Annotated in this window: 12 protein-coding genes and 1 pseudogene; 5 read left to right on the forward strand and 8 right to left on the reverse strand. The window is 66.6% G+C overall.

The genetic code is table 11. The features are described from left to right. Window positions 1–26: 26 nt before the first annotated feature. The 3 genes from glnA to rdgB form a co-directional block, all read right to left on the reverse strand. Window positions 27–1,439, reverse strand: coding sequence for a type I glutamate--ammonia ligase (gene glnA, locus JL37_RS29060; RefSeq protein WP_043548762.1), 1,413 nt, complete (start codon window positions 1,437–1,439; stop codon window positions 27–29). A 184-nt stretch (window positions 1,440–1,623) separates the two neighbouring features. Beyond that, window positions 1,624–2,847 (reverse strand): radical SAM family heme chaperone HemW, encoded by a 1,224-nt coding sequence (gene hemW / locus JL37_RS29065; protein ID WP_043548763.1) that lies wholly within the window; start codon window positions 2,845–2,847, stop codon window positions 1,624–1,626. A 37-nt stretch (window positions 2,848–2,884) separates the two neighbouring features. Further along, window positions 2,885–3,508 carry an RdgB/HAM1 family non-canonical purine NTP pyrophosphatase gene (rdgB, locus tag JL37_RS29070; protein WP_043548764.1) on the reverse strand — a complete coding sequence of 208 codons (624 nt, stop codon included), beginning with the start codon at window positions 3,506–3,508 and terminating at the stop codon, window positions 2,885–2,887. A gap of 203 nt (window positions 3,509–3,711) precedes the next feature. On the opposite strand from rdgB, the gene JL37_RS29075 reads away from it, so the two are divergent. Further along, on the forward strand, window positions 3,712–5,565 hold the full coding sequence (locus JL37_RS29075) for an EAL domain-containing protein (protein ID WP_052097670.1): 1,854 nt from the start codon (window positions 3,712–3,714) through the stop codon (window positions 5,563–5,565). A gap of 144 nt (window positions 5,566–5,709) precedes the next feature. On the opposite strand, the pseudogene JL37_RS30300 reads toward JL37_RS29075, so the two are convergent. Further along, a pseudogene (locus tag JL37_RS30300) lies at window positions 5,710–7,143 on the reverse strand (methyl-accepting chemotaxis protein); the annotation flags it as partial. Between the two features lie 228 nt (window positions 7,144–7,371). On the opposite strand from JL37_RS30300, the gene JL37_RS29085 reads away from it, so the two are divergent. Both JL37_RS29085 and JL37_RS29090 read left to right on the forward strand, forming a co-directional pair. Further along, complete coding sequence (locus tag JL37_RS29085) at window positions 7,372–8,532, forward strand: acyl-CoA dehydrogenase family protein (RefSeq protein ID WP_043548765.1); 1,161 nt, start codon at window positions 7,372–7,374, stop codon at window positions 8,530–8,532. Between the two features lie 11 nt (window positions 8,533–8,543). Beyond that, a complete protein-coding gene (locus JL37_RS29090; RefSeq protein WP_043548766.1) occupies window positions 8,544–9,926 on the forward strand; it encodes an MmgE/PrpD family protein in 1,383 nt (460 codons plus the stop codon). A gap of 422 nt (window positions 9,927–10,348) precedes the next feature. On the opposite strand, the gene rph is transcribed toward JL37_RS29090, so the two are convergent. After that, a complete protein-coding gene (rph, locus tag JL37_RS29095; RefSeq protein WP_043548767.1) occupies window positions 10,349–11,089 on the reverse strand; it encodes a ribonuclease PH in 741 nt (246 codons plus the stop codon). Window positions 11,090–11,258: 169 nt separating this feature from the next. On the opposite strand from rph, the gene JL37_RS29100 reads away from it, so the two are divergent. Continuing rightward, complete coding sequence (locus JL37_RS29100; protein ID WP_043548770.1) at window positions 11,259–12,188, forward strand: YicC/YloC family endoribonuclease; 930 nt, start codon at window positions 11,259–11,261, stop codon at window positions 12,186–12,188. Between the two features lie 202 nt (window positions 12,189–12,390). On the opposite strand, the gene JL37_RS29105 is transcribed toward JL37_RS29100, so the two are convergent. Together JL37_RS29105 and JL37_RS29110 are read right to left on the reverse strand one after the other, a co-directional pair. After that, window positions 12,391–13,878, reverse strand: a complete 1,488-nt coding sequence (locus JL37_RS29105) for an amino acid permease (protein WP_052097692.1) — start codon at window positions 13,876–13,878, stop codon at window positions 12,391–12,393. 231 nt (window positions 13,879–14,109) lie between these two features. Then, complete coding sequence (locus JL37_RS29110) at window positions 14,110–15,612, reverse strand: AMP nucleosidase (protein ID WP_369798638.1); 1,503 nt, start codon at window positions 15,610–15,612, stop codon at window positions 14,110–14,112. Window positions 15,613–15,943: 331 nt separating this feature from the next. Here JL37_RS29110 and JL37_RS29115 point away from each other — a divergent pair, with 331 nt between their 5' ends. Beyond that, window positions 15,944–16,543, forward strand: a complete 600-nt coding sequence (locus JL37_RS29115) for a C40 family peptidase (RefSeq protein ID WP_043548774.1) — start codon at window positions 15,944–15,946, stop codon at window positions 16,541–16,543. 98 nt (window positions 16,544–16,641) lie between these two features. Here JL37_RS29115 and JL37_RS29120 read toward each other — a convergent pair whose 3' ends face one another. Then, window positions 16,642–17,412: an SDR family oxidoreductase gene (locus JL37_RS29120; RefSeq protein WP_043548887.1), complete on the reverse strand. Its 771-nt coding sequence runs from the start codon at window positions 17,410–17,412 to the stop codon at window positions 16,642–16,644. Window positions 17,413–17,520 lie beyond the last annotated feature (108 nt).

A 17,520-nucleotide genomic window follows, 5' to 3' on the forward strand; every position in this document is an offset into this window, starting at 1 on the left:
CCGCCCCCAGGCACAGCCTCAATGCATCAGAGGCTGTAGTACATGTCGAATTCGACCGGGTGGGTCGTCATGCGCAGGCGGTTCACATCGCCCATCTTCAGGTCGATATAGGCCGAAAGCATGTCGTTGCTGAACACGCCGCCGCGGGTCAGGAACTCGCGGTCGTTGTCCAGGGCTTCCAGCGCCTGCTCGAGCGACGAGCACACGGTCGGGATCTTCGCGTCTTCTTCCGGCGGCAGGTCGTACAGGTTCTTGTCGGCCGGATCGCCCGGGTGGATCTTGTTCTGCACGCCGTCCAGGCCGGCCATCATCAGCGCCGAGAAAGCCAGGTACGGGTTGGCCAGGGGATCCGGGAAGCGCGCTTCGACGCGGCGGCCCTTCGGGTTGCCGACGTAGGGGATGCGGATCGAAGCCGAGCGGTTGCGGGCCGAATAGGCCAGCTTGACCGGGGCTTCGTAGTGCGGGACCAGGCGCTTGTACGAGTTGGTGCCGGGGTTGGTGATGGCATTCAGCGCGCGGGCGTGCTTGATGATGCCGCCGATGTAGTACAGCGCGAATTCCGACAGGCCGGCGTAGCCGTTGCCCGCGAACAGGTTCTGGCCGTCCTTCCAGATCGACTGGTGCACGTGCATGCCGGAACCGTTGTCGCCGACGATGGGCTTGGGCATGAACGTGGCGGTCTTGCCGTAGGCGTGGGCCACGTTGTGAATGATGTACTTGGTGATCTGCGTCCAGTCGGCGCGCTGCACCAGCGTGCTGAACTTGGTGCCGATCTCGAGCTGGCCGGCGCCGGCCACTTCATGGTGGTGCACTTCGACCGGCACGCCCATCTGCTCCATCAGCAGGCACATTTCCGAACGCATGTCCTGGAAGGAGTCGACCGGAGGCACGGGGAAGTAGCCGCCCTTCACGGCGGGACGATGGCCGGTGTTGCCGCCCTCGAAATCCAGGCCGGTGGACCAGGAGGCCTCTTCCGACTTGATCTTGACGAAGGTGCCCGACATGTCGGTGTTCCAGGTCACGCCGTCGAACACGAAGAATTCGGGTTCCGGACCGAAGTAGGCGGTGTCGCCCAGGCCGGAGGACTTCAGGTAGGCTTCGGCGCGCTTGGCCAGCGAGCGCGGGTCGCGGTCATAGCCCTTCAGGTCCGAGGGTTCGACCACGTCGCACGACAGGATCAGGGTCGGCTCTTCGCGGAACGGATCCATGTTGGCCGTCGACAGGTCGGGGATGAGCAGCATGTCGGACGCTTCGATGCCCTTCCAGCCCGGGATCGAGGAACCGTCGAAAGCCTGACCGCTTTCCAGCTTGTCTTCATCGATAGCGCTGGTGGGCACGGAAACGTGGTGCTCGCGGCCAACCGTATCGGTAAAGCGGAAATCCACGAATTTCACTTCGTTGTCGGCCATCTGTTTCAGGACGTCTTTCGGGCTTGCCATGTCATCTCCATTAGATAAAAAGGTCGAGGGCCTTGCCCGTCGACTGGCATAAATCAGGGAAGCAATATGCGTGCCAGGTTTTGCCCCTGGGATTCCCGGGGGACGGCATCAGGGTCAGGAGGAAATGTAGCACCATTATGGTGCAAAGCATGGGGCACGCATGCCCCATGCTGGTGCAATACCGCTACAGGAACATTTCCTGCAGGTCATTGAGGAATCGCCAGCCCAGGGGTGTCGCCCGCAAGCGGGTGGGATCGGCGTCCAGCAGGCCCCGTTTCGAGGCTGCCTCCAATTGGTGCGCGATAACGGCGAGCGACAAACCGGTGCGTTCGCCGAATGCCGACGAAGCCACGCCTTCCTTAAGGCGCAGCGCGTTCAGCATGAACTCGAACGGCAGCTCGCCCGGGCCGACCTGCCGGCTTTCCGCGATATGGCTGCCGTCGCGCGCCATCGCGGCCTGCATCCAGGATTCCGGGCCGCGCAGCCGGGCCTCGCGCACGATCCTGTCGTGGAAAGACAGCTTGCCGTGGGCGCCCGGCCCGATGCCCAGATAATCGCCGAACTCCCAATAATTCAGGTTGTGCCGGCAGCGCGCGCCCGGCCTGGCGTAGGCGGACACCTCGTAGCGGCCCAGTCCGGCCGCGGCCAGTTCCGCCTCGACCGCGTCCTGCATTGCCGCGCTCGTGTCGTCGTCCGGCAGGTCCTCCGGCGGGAACTTCGCAAAGACCGTGTTCGGCTCCATGGTCAGGTGATAGAGCGAAAGATGCTCCGTGCCGAAGGCCACGGCCTGCCGCAGGTCGGCCAGACAGGCGTCCAGCGTCTGCCCGGGCAAGGCGAACATCATGTCCAGGTTCACGCGCGGCACGGCGCGCTGCGCCATCTCGATGGCCGCTCTGGCCTGGGCGGCGTCATGGATGCGCCCCAGCTTCTTCAGCTGGGCGTCGTCGAAGCTCTGGATGCCCAGCGAGAACCGGGTCACCCCGCTGGCGGCGTAGTCCCGGAAACGGCCGGCCTCGGCAGTGCCCGGGTTGGCCTCCATGGTGATCTCGGCGTCGGGCCAGAGGTTCAGGTAGGCGCGCAGCATGGCCAGCAATTCGTCGAGCCCGGCCGAAGACAGCAGGCTGGGCGTGCCGCCGCCGATGAACACCGACACCACTTGCCTCCCCCAGATGGAAGGCAGCGCCTGCTCCAGATCGCTGCGCAGGGCGTCCAGGTAGGCGCGCTCGGGAATCTCGCCCCCGGGCGCGGCGTGTGAATTGAAATCGCAATACGGGCACTTGCGCACGCACCAGGGCACGTGCACATAGACCGACAACGGCGGCAGGCTGGTCAGCGCCGCGCCGGCCGGCGCCTTCGGACGCGAAGATGGCGCACCCATGTCGTTGCGGATGGGAATGATGATGGACATGCGTAATTCCTGGACCCGGCGCCGCGCGGCGCCCTCCTCAAGCCTGGTTCAGCTTGCCCAGCAGTTCGCGCAGCGCGCGGGCGCGGTGGCTGACCTGGTTCTTTTCCTCGGGATCGAGGCTGGCGGCGGTCAAGGCCAGGTCGGGCAGGTAGAAGTGCGGATCGTAGCCGAAGCCGTTGGCGCCTTCGGGCTGGTCGATGATCTCGCCATGCCACAGGCCTTCGCCGATGAGCGGCCGCGGGTCGTTTTCCGAGCGCACCAGGGCCAGCACTGCAACATACCAGGCGCTGCGGTCGCCGATGCCGGCCAGCTTGCTCACCAGTAGCGCATTGTTGGCCTGGTCGGACTTTTCGCCGCCGTGCATCTGGGCATAGCGCGCCGAATACACGCCCGGCGCGCCCTCCAGCGCGGCCACGCACAGGCCCGAATCATCCGCCAGGGCCGGCAGCCCGGTCAGGCGGCTGGCATGGCGGGCCTTGGCCAGCGCATTCTCAACGAATGTAACGTGCGGCTCTTCGGCTTCCGGCACGCCGAGCTCGCCCTGGGGGACCAGCTCTATGCCCAGGGGCGCGAACAGGGCCGAGAATTCGCGCAGCTTGCCGGCGTTGTTGGACGCCAGCACGACGCGGCGCAGGGAATCGGGAATCTTGGGGGAAGTCATGGGGCAAATTGTATAGGCGGCGGCCCTCTCGCGCCGCCGATCCGCCCAATATCCCTGCCGGCCGGAAGGGCAAAACCAATTCGTTGTTGACAGGCCCAAGGCGACGGCTGAAGATTGCGCGCCAGTCGTCGGCGCAACAACGCAGACATATTTTGTTGTCAATATGGCCAACTTGTCACTGATCGTATCTGAACGCACCGGCGATGGACCCTATTCACGCTTTGCCCAGGCAGGCCGCGGCCCGCGCGTCCTCCTCCAACCCGGACAGCGCGTCCGCGCACGTGAACCTCGCCGGCATACTGCGCAAACGGCTGCTGCGCCCGCGTTTCCAGCCGGTCGTTGACCTGTCCCACAGCCGGGTCTATGGCCACGAAAGCCTGATCCGCGGGCCGGCCGATACCGCCCTGCACTTCCCCGACGCGCTGTTCGCCGAAGCCCGGCGCCAGGGGCTGCACCCGCAGCTCGAGTTGGCCAGCTTCCGCGCCGGCGCCCAGGGCTTCCAGCGGCACGACGCCTCCGGCATGCTGTTCCTGAACCTGTCGGGCTCGGCCCTGATCCATTACTGGACGCTGTGGGGCGACGAAATGCCCCAGCGCCTGCTGAAGGATTGCGCGCTCGCGCCGTCCAGCATCATTGTCGAATTGACCGAGCAGGACCCGCTGTCCGACCACATGGAGGAAGTCGCCAGCGCATTCGCCTGCCTGCGCGAGCACGGCATGCGCGTCGCGCTGGACGACTACGGCGTGGGGAATTCCAATCTTCAGCTGTGGTCCGAGATGCAGCCGGACCTGGTCAAGATCGACCGCTATTTCTTCGACGGCATCGGCCAGGACGCACGCAAGCAGAACATGGTGCGCGCCATCCTGAAGGTGGCGCAGCACCTGGGCACCGCCATCGTGGCCGAGGGCATCGAAACCGCCGAAGACCTGGCCGTGGTGCGCGAGCTGGACATCCGCTACGCCCAGGGCTGGTTCCTGGGCCGGCCGGACGAAATGCTGCTGACCGAGCTGGCCCCGCCCCTGCGCGATTCGCTGCGCGTGCGCACGCCCGCGGCTACGCCGCAACGCGCCGTCGGCGGCACCGCCGCCAGCCTCCGCGTCGAGGCGCCGGCCGCCCTGCTGCCCGAACACACCAACGATGACGTGCACCGGCTCTTCATCGAGCACAAGGGCATGCACGCGGTGGCGGTGGTGGATGCCGACAACCGCCCGGTCGGCATCATCAACCGGCGCGACTTCCTGGAGCATTACGCGCAGCGCTATACCCGCGAGCTGTTCGGCCGCGACGCCTGCTCGACCTTCATGAACGCGGAGCCGGTGCTGGTGGACTTGAACGTGTCCATCGACCAACTGAGCCACGTGCTGATTTCCGAGGACCAGCGCTACCTGATGGACGGGCTGATCATCACCCGCGAGGGCCGCTACGACGGCCTGGCCACCGGCGAGACGTTGGTGCGCTCCGTGACGGAAATGCGCATCGAAGCCGCGCGTTACGCCAACCCGCTGACCTCGCTGCCCGGCAATATCCCCATCAGCCGGCATATCGCCACCCTGCTGGAGGACGCGGACGATTTCACGATCTGCTATGGCGACCTGAACAATTTCAAGCCGTTCAACGACGTCTATGGCTACTGGCGCGGCGACGACATGATCATGCTGACCGCCGAGGTCATCAAGCGCCACTGCGATCCGCAGCGCGATTTCGTGGGCCACGTGGGCGGAGACGATTTCGTCGTGCTGATGCGCAGTTCAGACTGGATGGACCGCGCCCGCCGCATCATCGCGGAGTTCAACGAGCGCGCCATCGACCTGTATGACGACGAAGGCCGCCGCAACGGCGGCATCGAAGCCGAGGACCGCTACGGCGTGCCGCGCTTCTTCCCGTTCGTGACGCTGGGGGTGGGCGCCCTCACCGTCACGCCCTCACTATGCGAGCGCATCCGCCCGGAGGACATCGCCTCGGCCGCCGCCCACGTCAAGCACAAGGTCAAGCATGGGAACCTGTCGCTGGTGACCGAGCGCTACGCCGGCGCCCCTTTGCCGCAGCTCGACGGCTGAGGCCTGCTCCGCGCCGCCCGGCGCGGCGATCCGGAACACCGCGACGGCCCTGCGCAGGCCCTGCGCCTGGGCTTCCAGGGCCGCGGCCGCCGCGGCGGTCTGCTCCACCATGGCGGCATTTTCCTGGGTGGAACGCTCGATGTCGGCCACCGCGTCGTTCACCGATGCGATGCCTGCGGCCTGTTCTGCGGTGGCGTTGGAGATATCGGCCACGATCTGCGTGACCCGGTCCACCGACACGACCATGTCGCGCATGGTGTCGCCCGCCAAGCCCACCTGGCGCACCCCGGCCTCCACCCGCGAGGCGGAGTCCTCGATCAGGCCCTTGATTTCCCTGGCCGCCTGCGCGCTGCGCTGGGCCAGCGAGCGCACCTCGCCCGCCACCACCGCGAAGCCCTTGCCCTGCTCGCCCGCGCGAGCCGCCTCCACCGCGGCGTTGAGCGCCAGGATATTGGTCTGGAAGGCGATGCTATCGACCACCCCCACGATCTCGCCGATCCGGCGCGCGCTGTCGGCGATGCCGCGCATGCTTTGCACCACTTCCTCGACGGCCTGTCCGCCGCGCTGCGCCAGTTGCGTGGCGCCTTGCGCCTGCCGGCTGGCCTGGTCGGCATTGCCGGCGGTCAGCTGCACCGTATGCGCCAGCTGCGTCAGGTTGGCCGCCGCTTCCTGCAGCGAGCCGGCCTGGCGGGCGGTGCGGTCCGACATGTCCGCGCCGCCGGCGGCGATCTCGCCCGAGCCGGCGTGGATTTCCTCCACCCCCTGCCGCACCGACGACACGGCGGCCGACAAGCCGGTCTGCATGCGCCGCATGGCGGAATACAGCACGCCGATCTCGTTGTCGCCACGCATGGCGATCGAGCCCGTCAGGTCGCCATCCGCGATGCGATCGAAGTGCGAGCCGGCCTCGTTCAACGGCCGCAGGATGCCGCGGCGGAACGCCAGCCGGATCAGAAGCGCCAGCACAGCCACCAGCCCCAGCACGCCGGCGGCCACCGCGATCACCCGTTCCAGGGTGAGGCTCGCGCCCGCCACCGCCGCCTGCCCCTGCTGACGCGCATACGCCTGGTACGCGTCCGCCTGCTTGACGTAGCCCGCGCCGCTGGCGGGCAGCACCTTGTCCACCAGCCGATTCACCTCGATGCCGTTCCAGCCCTTGATGGCGGCCAGCATGGGCGCCAACGTCTGGTCCGCGAAGGCGGCATACGCCGCCAGCACCCCGTCGAACAGCAGCGCGCCCTGCGCACTGGTGTCCGGGTTCGCGCGCAGGCGGGCCAGGCTGGCCGCGGCCTGCTTGAGCAGCGCGTCCGCATGGCCCAGCGACTGGTCGCGGGCTTCTTGCAGGCCGCTTTCCATCGCCGTCTTCGCATCCGTCAGCGCGGCGCGGGCCTGGAACAGCCTGCTCGTCAAGTCCGACAGGTCGCTGGCCCGCTCGATGCTGCCCCGGCCCAGCGCCTCGATATCCGCGCGGTTATCGCGCAGCACGGCAATGCCGGCCGCCGCCGCGACGGCGAACAGCACCACAAACAACGCAAGAATGGCTGACAACGCCGTTGTGACCCTGATGTTTTTCCGCATATCCGTCCGTGTGTTACCTCGCCGCCCGCGGCGGCCCTGGCCGGAATTATGGGCACCCAGTTTGGCAATTTCTTGACACAACCCCGGAGCCGGGCTGACAAACTCCCGTCATGAAACCGCGCTTTTGCGAACAGGAACCCCGTATTAACCAATTGTGAATTGGCATGGGCTGCGCCTTGCGGCACATTCAACCCTGTACCGAACCATCACCCATCCAGAAACAGCCTCATGCACAACGCCTCCCACGCCTACCAGGACATCCGCGAAGCCGTGCGCGATCTCTGCGCCCAGTTCCCCTCCGAATATTTCCGCAAGGTCGACGAAGAACGGGGCTACCCCGAAGCGTTCGTCAACGCCCTGACCGAAGCGGGCTGGCTGGCGGCCCTGATTCCGCAGGAATACGGCGGTTCGGGCCTGGGATTGACCGAAGCCTCGGTCATCATGGAGGAAATCAACCGCAGCGGCGGCAACTCCGGCGCCTGCCACGGCCAGATGTACAACATGGGCACCCTGCTGCGCCATGGCTCGGAAGCCCAGAAGCGCGAGTACCTCCCGCGCATCGCGGCCGGCGAGCTGCGCCTGCAATCCATGGGCGTCACCGAACCCACCACCGGCACCGACACCACCAAGATCAAGACCACCGCCGTCAAGCGCGGCGACCGCTACGTCATCAACGGCCAGAAGGTCTGGATTTCGCGCGTGCAGCACTCCGACCTGATGATCCTGCTTGCCCGCACCACGCCGCTGGAGCAGGTCACCCGCAAGTCGGAAGGCATGTCCATCTTCCTCGTCGACCTGCATCACGCCGTCAAGCACGGCATGACGATCCGGCCCATCCCCAACATGGTCAACCACGAGACCAACGAGCTATTCTTCGACAACCTTGAAATCCCCGAAGAGAACCTGATCGGCGAGGAAGGCAAGGGGTTCAAGTACATCCTGGACGGCCTGAACGCCGAGCGCACCCTGATCGCCGCCGAATGCATCGGCGACGGCTACTGGTTCGTGGACAAGGTCACCGCCTACGCCAAGGAACGCATGGTGTTCGGCCGCCCCATCGGCCAGAACCAGGGCGTGCAGTTCCCCATCGCCCGCGCCCATATCAACGTGGAAGCGGCCAGCCTGATGCGCTACGAGGCCTGCCGCCTCTTCGACGCCCACCAGCCTTGCGGCGCGCAAGCCAACATGGCAAAGCTGCTGGCCGCCGACGCCTCCTGGGAGGCGGCCAACGCCTGCCTGCAGTTCCACGGCGGCTTCGGCTTCGCCAACGAGTACGACGTCGAGCGCAAGTTCCGCGAAACCCGTCTCTACCAGGTCGCGCCCATTTCGACGAACCTGATCCTGTCGTACGTCGCCGAACACATCCTGGGCCTGCCCCGCTCCTTCTGATACGCCCATCCATGACCGCAGCCAAAGATACCCCGCACCTGAGCGCCGAACTGGCGGCCTTTGCCGCCAACCTGCGCTACGAAGACATTCCCGCGCCGGTCCTGCGCCGCGCCGAAGACCTGCTGCTGGACTGCCTGGCCTCGATCCTGGCCGGCGCATCCGCCCGGGCCGTCCAGGCCATCGACCGATACGCCGCGGCCATGGGCCCGGCCGACGGCGCCAGCGAAGTCCTGATCACCCGCCGCCGCACCACGCCGCTGTTCGCCGCCATGGTGAACGCGGCGGCCGCCCACGTCGTCGAGCAGGACGACGTGCACAACGGCTCCGTGTTCCACCCCGCCGCGGTCGTGTTCCCGCCCGCGCTGGCCGTGGCCCAGGCTCTGGGCCGCTCCGGCCGCGACCTGCTGGTCGCCGCCGTCGCCGGCTACGAGATCGGCATCCGCGTGGGCGAATTCCTCGGCCGCTCGCACTACAAGATTTTCCACACCACCGGCACCGCCGGCACGCTGGCCGCCGCCGTCACCACCGGCCGCCTGCTCAACCTGTCGCCGGAAGCCATGCTGAACGCGCTGGGCTCCGCTGGCACGCAGGCCGCGGGACTGTGGGAATTCCTGCGCGACGCCGCCGACTCCAAGCAGCTGCACACCGCCAAGGCCGCGGCCGACGGCATCACCGCCGCCTACCTGGCGCAGGACGGCTTCACCGGCGCGCGCCACATCCTGGAAGGCCCGCAAGGCATGGCCGCCGGTATGTCGACCGACGCCGACCCGAGCCGCCTGTGCGACCGGCTGGGCGAGCGCTGGGCGCTGATCGAAACCTCGTTCAAGTTCCATGCGTCGTGCCGCCATACCCATCCGGCAGCCGACGCGCTGCAGCAGGCGCTGCGCGACAACAACCTGACCGAGGCCGACGTCGAGCGCGTCGTCGCCCACGTGCACCAGGGCGCCATCGACGTGCTCGGCCCCGTCGTGAATCCGCAGACCGTGCACCAGTCCAAGTTCTCCATGGGCACCGTCCTGGCCCTGATCGCCCGGCAGGGACGCGCGGGCCTGGCCGAATTCGACGCAGGCCTGGACGACCCGGGCGTCGCCGCGTTCCGCGGCAAGGTCGAAATGGAGCTGGATCCGGAAGTCGACGGCGCGTATCCCCAGCGCTGGATCGGCAAGGTCACCGTCTATACGCGCGACGGCCGCAAGCTGCACAGCCGCGTGGACGAGCCCAAGGGCGACCCGGGCAATACCCTCAGCCGCCCCGAGATCGAGGACAAGACGCTCAGTCTCGGCCGCTACGCCGGCGCCGCGACCGAACAGGAACTGCGCGGCCTGATCGACGCGATCTGGGGGCTGGAAAAGACGGAAAAGGTGGGCACGCTGCTACCATCGCCTAGTGTCTGACACCCCAAGCACCGCCCTGCCAGGCTGAAGCATCGTCTCAAGGGTGTCAGACACAGAAGCATCGCCAGTGTCTGACACCCCAAGCACCGCCCTGCCAGGCTGAAGCATCGTCTCAGGGGTGTCAGACACAGAAGCATCGCCAGTGTCTGACACCCTAAGCACCGCCCTGCCAAGCTCAAGCATCGTCTCAGGGGTGTCAGACACAGAAGCATCCCTAGTGTCTGACACCCTAAGCACCGCCCTGCCAAGCTGAAGCATCGTCTCAAGGGTGTCAGACACCGAAACATCGCCTAGTGTCTGACACCCCAAGCGCCGCCCTGCCAGGCTGAAGCATCGTCTCAAGGGTGTCAGACACAGAAGCATCGCCAGTGTCTGACACCCCACGCACTGCCCTGCCAAATTGAAGCATCATCTCAAGGGTGTCAGACACAAGCCAGCGCCGCCCGCTGGGCGCGCACCAGGCCGGCAATGCCGCCTTCGGCCAGTACCAGCATCGTATCCAGCTCGGCTCGCGTGAAGGTCGCGCCTTCGCCCGTGCCCTGCACTTCCACGAAGGCGCCACCGCCTGTCATGATGACATTCACATCCGCGTCGCAAGCCGAATCTTCCTGGTAATCCAGGTCCAGCACCGCGCGCCCATCCACCAGCCCGACCGACACCGCGGCGACGGCGTCGCGGATCGGGTTGGCGGCCAGGTCTCCTCGCTTCATCAGCAAGGCCACAGCATCGGCGGCCGCGACCCAGGCGCCGGTAATGCTCGCGCAGCGCGTGCCGCCATCGGCCTGCAGTACGTCGCAATCCAGGTGCAGGGTGCGCTCGCCCAACGCCTTCATATCGAACACCGCGCGCAGGCTGCGCCCGATCAGGCGCTGGATTTCCTGCGTGCGGCCGCTTTGCTTGCCGCGCGCGGCCTCGCGGTCGCCGCGCGTGTGCGTGGCCCGCGGCAACATGCCGTATTCAGCCGTTACCCAGCCTTCCCCCTTGCCCTTCAGGAATGGGGGTACCTTTTCCAATACGCTGGCCGTGCACAGCACATGGGTATTGCCGGCCTTCACCAGCACTGAGCCTTCGGCGTAGCGCGTGAATCCGCGTTCGAGGCTGAACGGGCGCAATTCGTCGACGGCGCGGCCCGACGGACGGGCGATGGAGGGGGCGATAGTCACAGGCAGGCTCCAGACGTGGCATTGATTGGCGGCATTGTACGGGGTGGCGCCGCAGGAAACCGCCGCTTGGAGTATCCTGCCGCGATATATCCGGTTCGACGCCCTCCGCCGGCACGGCGGGCATCGGCACGACCGGCCCCGACACAAGCATCACCAGGACACCCACACCATGATTCGCAGCATGACCGCCTTCGGCAACGCCCGAGCAGACCTGGAACAAGGCACGCTGGCGCTCGAATTGCGCAGCGTCAACAGCCGGTTCCTGGATCTGTATTTCCGCCTTCCCGACGAGTTGCGCCACGTGGAAACGCCGCTGCGCGAACTGCTGACCGCGAACCTCGGACGCGGCAAGGTCGAGATACGCGTTTCCTACACCCGCAACGCCAGCACCGACCTGTCCAAGTTGGATCCCTCGTGGCTGGAAAGCCTGGCCGAACAGTTGCAGGCGGCCCGCCGCATTGTCCCCGACATCGCTCCGCCCCGGCTGGTGGAACTGTTCAACTGGCCCGGCCAGCGCGCGAACGATTCGCTGGATCCGCAAGCCTGGGGCGCGGCCTGCATGCAGGCCGCCCAGCAGGCGCTGACCCAGTTGCAGGAAGGCCGCGCGCGTGAAGGCGAACGCCTGGCCGGCATGATGCGCGAATGCGCCGACGGCGTGGCGCGCATCGTCGAAACCGTGCAGACCCACCTGCCCCAGCTGCTGGCCGACCATCGCGACAAGCTCGCGGCCAAGCTGCGCGAAAGCGTGGAATCCGCCTTCCCCGGCGGCTTCACTCATATTTCCGGCGCCGAGCTCTCGGAACGCCTGTCGCAGGAAGCCAATCTGTTTGCGCTGCGCATCGACGTGGCTGAAGAATTGTCGCGCCTGCGCTCGCACCTGGAAGAACTGCGCCACCTGCTCGCCGACGGCGGCGGCAAGCCATCCGGCAAGAAGCAGGCCGGCAGCGCGGGCAAGCGCCTGGACTTCCTGTTCCAGGAAATGAACCGCGAAGCCAACACCCTGGGCTCCAAGGCCGGCAGCATGGACGTCACCCGCGCCGCCATGGACCTGAAGCTGCTGATCGAGCAAATGCGCGAACAGGCGCAAAACATCGAATAACCTGGGCAGGCGTTCACACGCACCGTAGGATGGGTGTAGCGCGAGAGCCCGAGCAGAAGAACGCCAGTGTCGAGCGCGCGCAACCCATGCGGCCGTGAGCAAACCATCCAGCCGCAAGCAATGCCGCCATGTTCACGGCCGCATGGGTTGCGCGCGTTGGATGATGGGGTTCTTTTGTCCTGTGTCTCGCGCTGCACCCATCCTACTGGTCGGTGGCTGCGGCCGGGGCGCCGCGCAGGGCCGAATCCAGGTATTCGCTGCGGGCGCGGGCGTCCGGAAAGCTCATGTCGCGGTAGCTGACGAAGCGCGACCCGCGCGCCAGGCGGTAGCCCGCCCAGATCAGCAGGAATAGCGGGATGCCGATGTAGGTGGCCACCACCCCGCCCCAGTCGATCTTGTCCTGCAGGAACGCCTGGTAGTTCTGGCCCAGGGTGATGATCAGGCACAGCACGAAGGCGAAGATCGGGCCGAATGGGAAGAACGGCGACACATAGGGCAGATCGGCCAGGTTGTGGCCTTGCTTGAGGTAGCCGCGGCGGAAACGGTAATGGCTGATCGCGATGCCCAGCCATGCGATGAAGCCCGTCATCCCCGACGTATTGAGCAGCCAGATGTAGACGGCGTTGGGACTGAAAACGAAGGTGAAGAAGCACAGGGCCGCGACGGCCGTCGTGGCAAGCAGCGCCCACAGCGGCACCCCGCTGCGCGAAATGCGGCCGAAGATGCGGGGCGCCTTGCCTTCGCGGGCCAGGCTGTACAGCATGCGCGTGGCCGCATACATGCCCGAATTGCCCGCCGACAGCACTGAGGTCAGCACCACGGCGTTCATGACCGAGGCCGCCCCCAGCAGGCCGGCGCGCTCGAAGATCAGGGCGAACGGGCTGACGCTGATGTCCTCGACCTCGTTGCGCAGCAGGTGCGGATCGGTATAGGGAATGAGCAGGCCGATCACCAGGATCGCCATCACGTAGAACAGCAGGATGCGCCAGAACACCTGGCGCACCGCGCGCGGCAGGTTGCGGGCCGGATCCTTGGATTCGCCCGCGGCGATGCCGATCAGCTCGGTGCCCTGGAAGGAGAAGCCCACCACCATCGCCACGCCGATCAGCGCGGCGAAGCCGCCGGCGAAGGGCGCATCGCCCACCGTCCAGTTGGCCAGGCCGCCGGTTTCCCCGCCGCGAATGATGCCGAGCAGCATCATCACGCCCATGGCCACGAAACCCAGGACCGCAACCACCTTGATCAGGGCGAACCAGAATTCCGCCTCGCCGAAGCCGCGCGCCGACATTGCGTTCAGGCCGAAGGTCAGCGCCAGGAACAAGGCGCTCCAGTAGAAGCCTGGCACGTCCGGGAACCAATATGCCATGACGAGCTGCGCGGCCACCAGGTCCACCGCCACCGTCACGGCCCAGTTGTACCAATAGTTCCAGCCCAGCGCGAAACCGAAGCCGTCCTCGACATAACGGGCGCCATAGGTGGAAAAGGATCCCGACACCGGCATGGCCGCGGCGAGTTCGCCCAGGCTGGTCATCAGGAAATAGACCATGATGCCGATCAGCACGTAGCCCAGCAGCGCGCCGCCCGGACCAGCCTTGGCGATGGTCGCCCCCGAGGCCACGAACAGCCCGGTGCCGATGGACCCGCCCACCGCGATCATCGTCAGGTGCCGCGCGGACAGCGAGCGGCGCAGCTCGGACGGCCGGCCGGCCTCCGCCCCGCGCGTGCCGCCTGCGCGGCGTTCATCGTGTTCCGATGGTGCCAAAATGCATTCCTTCAGGTCATGAAGGCACGGGCGCGAGACGCGCCGGGTGCCTTGGGATTTCCAAGCAACCGGCGAGAATAGCGCAAGACGCCCCTGCAGGCGAAATGGAAGTGTCTGGGGGACGGATCGAAGGGCCGCGCCCGCGGCCCTTCCCCGCGCCTACTGGAAGGCCGTTTCCATGAAGGTGCGCAGCTTGCGCGAATGCAGCCGCTCGGGCGGCATGCCCCGCAGACGCTCCAGCGCCCGGATGCCGATTTCCAGGTGCTGGTTCACCTGGCGGCGATAGAAAGCGCTGGCCATGCCGGGCAACTTCAGCTCGCCATGCAGCGGCTTGTCGGACACGCACAGCAAGGTGCCGTAAGGCACCCGGAAACGGAAACCGTTGGCGGCGATGGTGGCGGACTCCATGTCCAGCGCGATCGCGCGGGATTGCGCAAAGCGCTCCACCAGTTCCAGGTGGTCGCGCAGTTCCCAGTTGCGGTTGTCGATGGTGGCGACCGTGCCGGTGCGCATGATGCGCTTCAGGTCCCAGCCCGACAGCCCCGCCACCTCTTCCACGGCCTGCTCCAGCGCCACCTGCACTTCGGCCAGCGCCGGCACGGGAACCCACGTGGGCAGGTCGTCGTCCAGCACGTGGTCCTCGCGCACGTAGCCGTGGGCCAGCACGTAGTCGCCCAGCCGCTGCGAATCGCGCAGGCCTGCGCAGTGGCCCAGCATCAGCCAGGCATGCGGCCGCAGCACCGCGATGTGGTCGGTGATCGTCTTGGCGTTGGACGGGCCCACGCCGATGTTCACCAGCGTGATGCCGGAATGGTCGCCGCGCACCAGATGGTATGCCGGCATCTGCGGCAGGCGGACCGCCTGGTCCTCGTCGCCGGGCCCGCTTTCTCCGCGCCGCGTGATCCGATTGCCCGGCTCCACCAGCATTTCGTAGTCTTCGTTGCCGCTGGCCATCAGGGCGCGCGCGCGGGCGCAGAACTCGTCGACGTAGAACTGGTAATTCGTGAACAGGACGAAGTTCTGGAAGTGCGCCGGCGCGGTCGAGGTGTAGTGCTGCAGCCGGTGCAGCGAATAGTCCACCCGCTGGGCCGTGAACGGCGCCAGCGGCTTGGGCTCGCCCTCCTTGCCGCGCCATGAACCATTGACGATCGCATCGTCCGTCACCGCTAGGTCCGGCACGTCGAACAGGTCGCGCAAGGGGCGCTTCAGCGCCTCCAGATGCTCGCCCTCGACGTAGGCGCCCTCGGGAAAGGCGAAATGCAGGGGGATCGGGGAGTCGGACTCGCCCACTTCCACCGCCACGCGGTGGTTCTGCAGCAGTTGGCTCACCTGTTCGATGAGGTAATCGCGGAACAGCCCCGGCTGGGTGACGGTGGTCTGGTAGACGCCCGGCTCGGCCACATGTCCGTATGAAAGCCGCGTATCGATCGGATCGTAGGTTTCCACGACGATGCGGATGGCCGGGTAGTAGGCGCGGGCGCGCTCCCGGCCGTTGTTGCCTCCCCCTTTCAGGACGTCGCGGAAGGCGGCGCGCAGGAAGGCGGTATTGCGCGCATAGATTTCGATCAGCCGATCCACCGCCGACACGGCGTCCTGGAAAGGCTCGAAGGGCATGGGGTCGGGCCGGTTCATGGAGGACAACGGGTGTACTGCGTTCATCATCGAGCTCTGCTCCGCATTCTTATGTGTGTTTCAGCGGCCGCTCGCGGCTTGCCGTGCCGAGGAGGCCGTTCCTGCCGATTATGCACGAGCCCGCGGTAGAAATAGCGTCACACTCCCCGCCGGCGCCCGCCCGCCGCGCGCCCTTCTTCTCCCGGCGGCGGCCCGTAACGTCTCCGGACAAGAATGCTGCATTGCACTACAAATGTAATGAAACTTTATTCCATTACAATGTCATGGCATTCCGGGTCCATGCGTCCTGGAATCGCCCCTTTCCGCCGGCTTGCCTCCCAGGCAAAGCCATGCCGCCCACTCCGAGTTCTGAAGTGACGTAATGACGCCGCCCACGCGAAAAGCCCGAATTGCCAATTTCCGCATTCCCGTATTCCTGTCAGCGCCCATCCTGGCCCTGACCCTCTCCTGGATCCCCGACGCCGCCCAGGCTTCGCTCCGGTCCGAAGAAGCCCGTCCGACGCTCAACGGCCTGCGCCTGGCGCAAGAGCCTACCGTCCCCACCTTGCGCGAGCGTGTCGTGCAGGCTGGCCTGGAAGCGATCGGCACCCCCTACAGTTGGGGCGGCGACGACGCCGAAGGCTTCGATTGCAGCGGCCTGGTCCTGTACGTATTCCGCGAGATCGCCGGGCTGGAACTCCCCCGCACCGCCCGCGCGCAACGCACGGCCGGCGAATCCGTCGGCAACAAGAAGGAACTGCGTCCCGGCGACCTGGTCTTCTTCGCCACGCGCGGCCGCGGCGTGACCTCGCACGTGGGCATCTACATCGGCCAGAACCGATTCGTCCATGCGCCGCGCCGCGGCACCAAGGTCCGCGTGGATGAAATGCAGAATTCCTATTGGGCCAAGCGCTATGTCGGCGCCCGGCGCTACCTGGATACGAAGCAGGGCCAGATGCTGGCCCAAGCCTCTCCGCGCTGACCGCGGAAATCGGGCGGCGCGCAGCGCGCTGGCCAAGGGGCATCGCAGCCTGCGGCAGCCCGTCATGACTGACGGGCTGCCGCAGGCTGGACGCGTTTTCAGCCGCGCCCCACGAAGGGCATATTGGTGGCCATGATGGTCATGAACTGCACGTTGGCTTCCAGCGGCAGGCGCGCCATGGCGGCAACCGCCTGCGCCACGTGGGCCACGTCCATGCGCGGCTCGACCTTAGTGCTGCCGTCCGCCTGCAGGATCCCCGCCGCCATGCGCTCGGTCATGTCGGTCGCCGCGTTGCCGATATCGATCTGGCCGCAGGCGATGTTGTAGGGCCGACAATCCAGCGAGATCGATTTGGTCAGCCCAGTCACCGCATGCTTGGTGGCGGTATAGGCGATGGAGAACGGCCTGGGCGCATGCGCGGAGATCGAACCGTTATTGATGATGCGGCCCCCGCGCGGATTCTGCGCCTTCATCACGCGGATGGCGGCCTGCGCGCACAGGAACATGCCCGTCAGGTTCGTGTCGACCACGTCGCGCCAGACCGAGACCGGCAGCTCTTCGATGGGCATCGCCGGCGCGCCGCGCCCGGCGTTGTTGAACAGCACGTCCAGGCGGCCGTACTCCCGCTGCGTGGAGTCGAAGAGCTCGCGCACGGCCTGTTCGTCGGACACGTCGGTGGGAACCACCAACGCCCTCACGCCATCCTCGCCCGCCGCCGTGCGGGTGGCTTCCAGCGGCTCGCGGCGGCGACCGGCCAGCACGACCCGATAACCTTGCGCCAGGAATTCCAGCGCCACCGCGCGGCCTATGCCGGTACCGGCGCCGGTGACCAGCGCCACGCGCGGGTATTCGATCTCGTTCGCTTGCATCGGATTCTCCTTGTTATCGATCGGCGAAATGCTACCCGAATCATTCTGGCGATGCTGCAAGCGAAGGTTCCAGCCGTGACATATGCGTAGCCTTCACACGCAAGTAAA

The organism is Achromobacter sp. RTa (assembly GCF_000757485.1).
Taxonomy (GTDB): Bacteria; Pseudomonadota; Gammaproteobacteria; order Burkholderiales; family Burkholderiaceae_B; genus Achromobacter.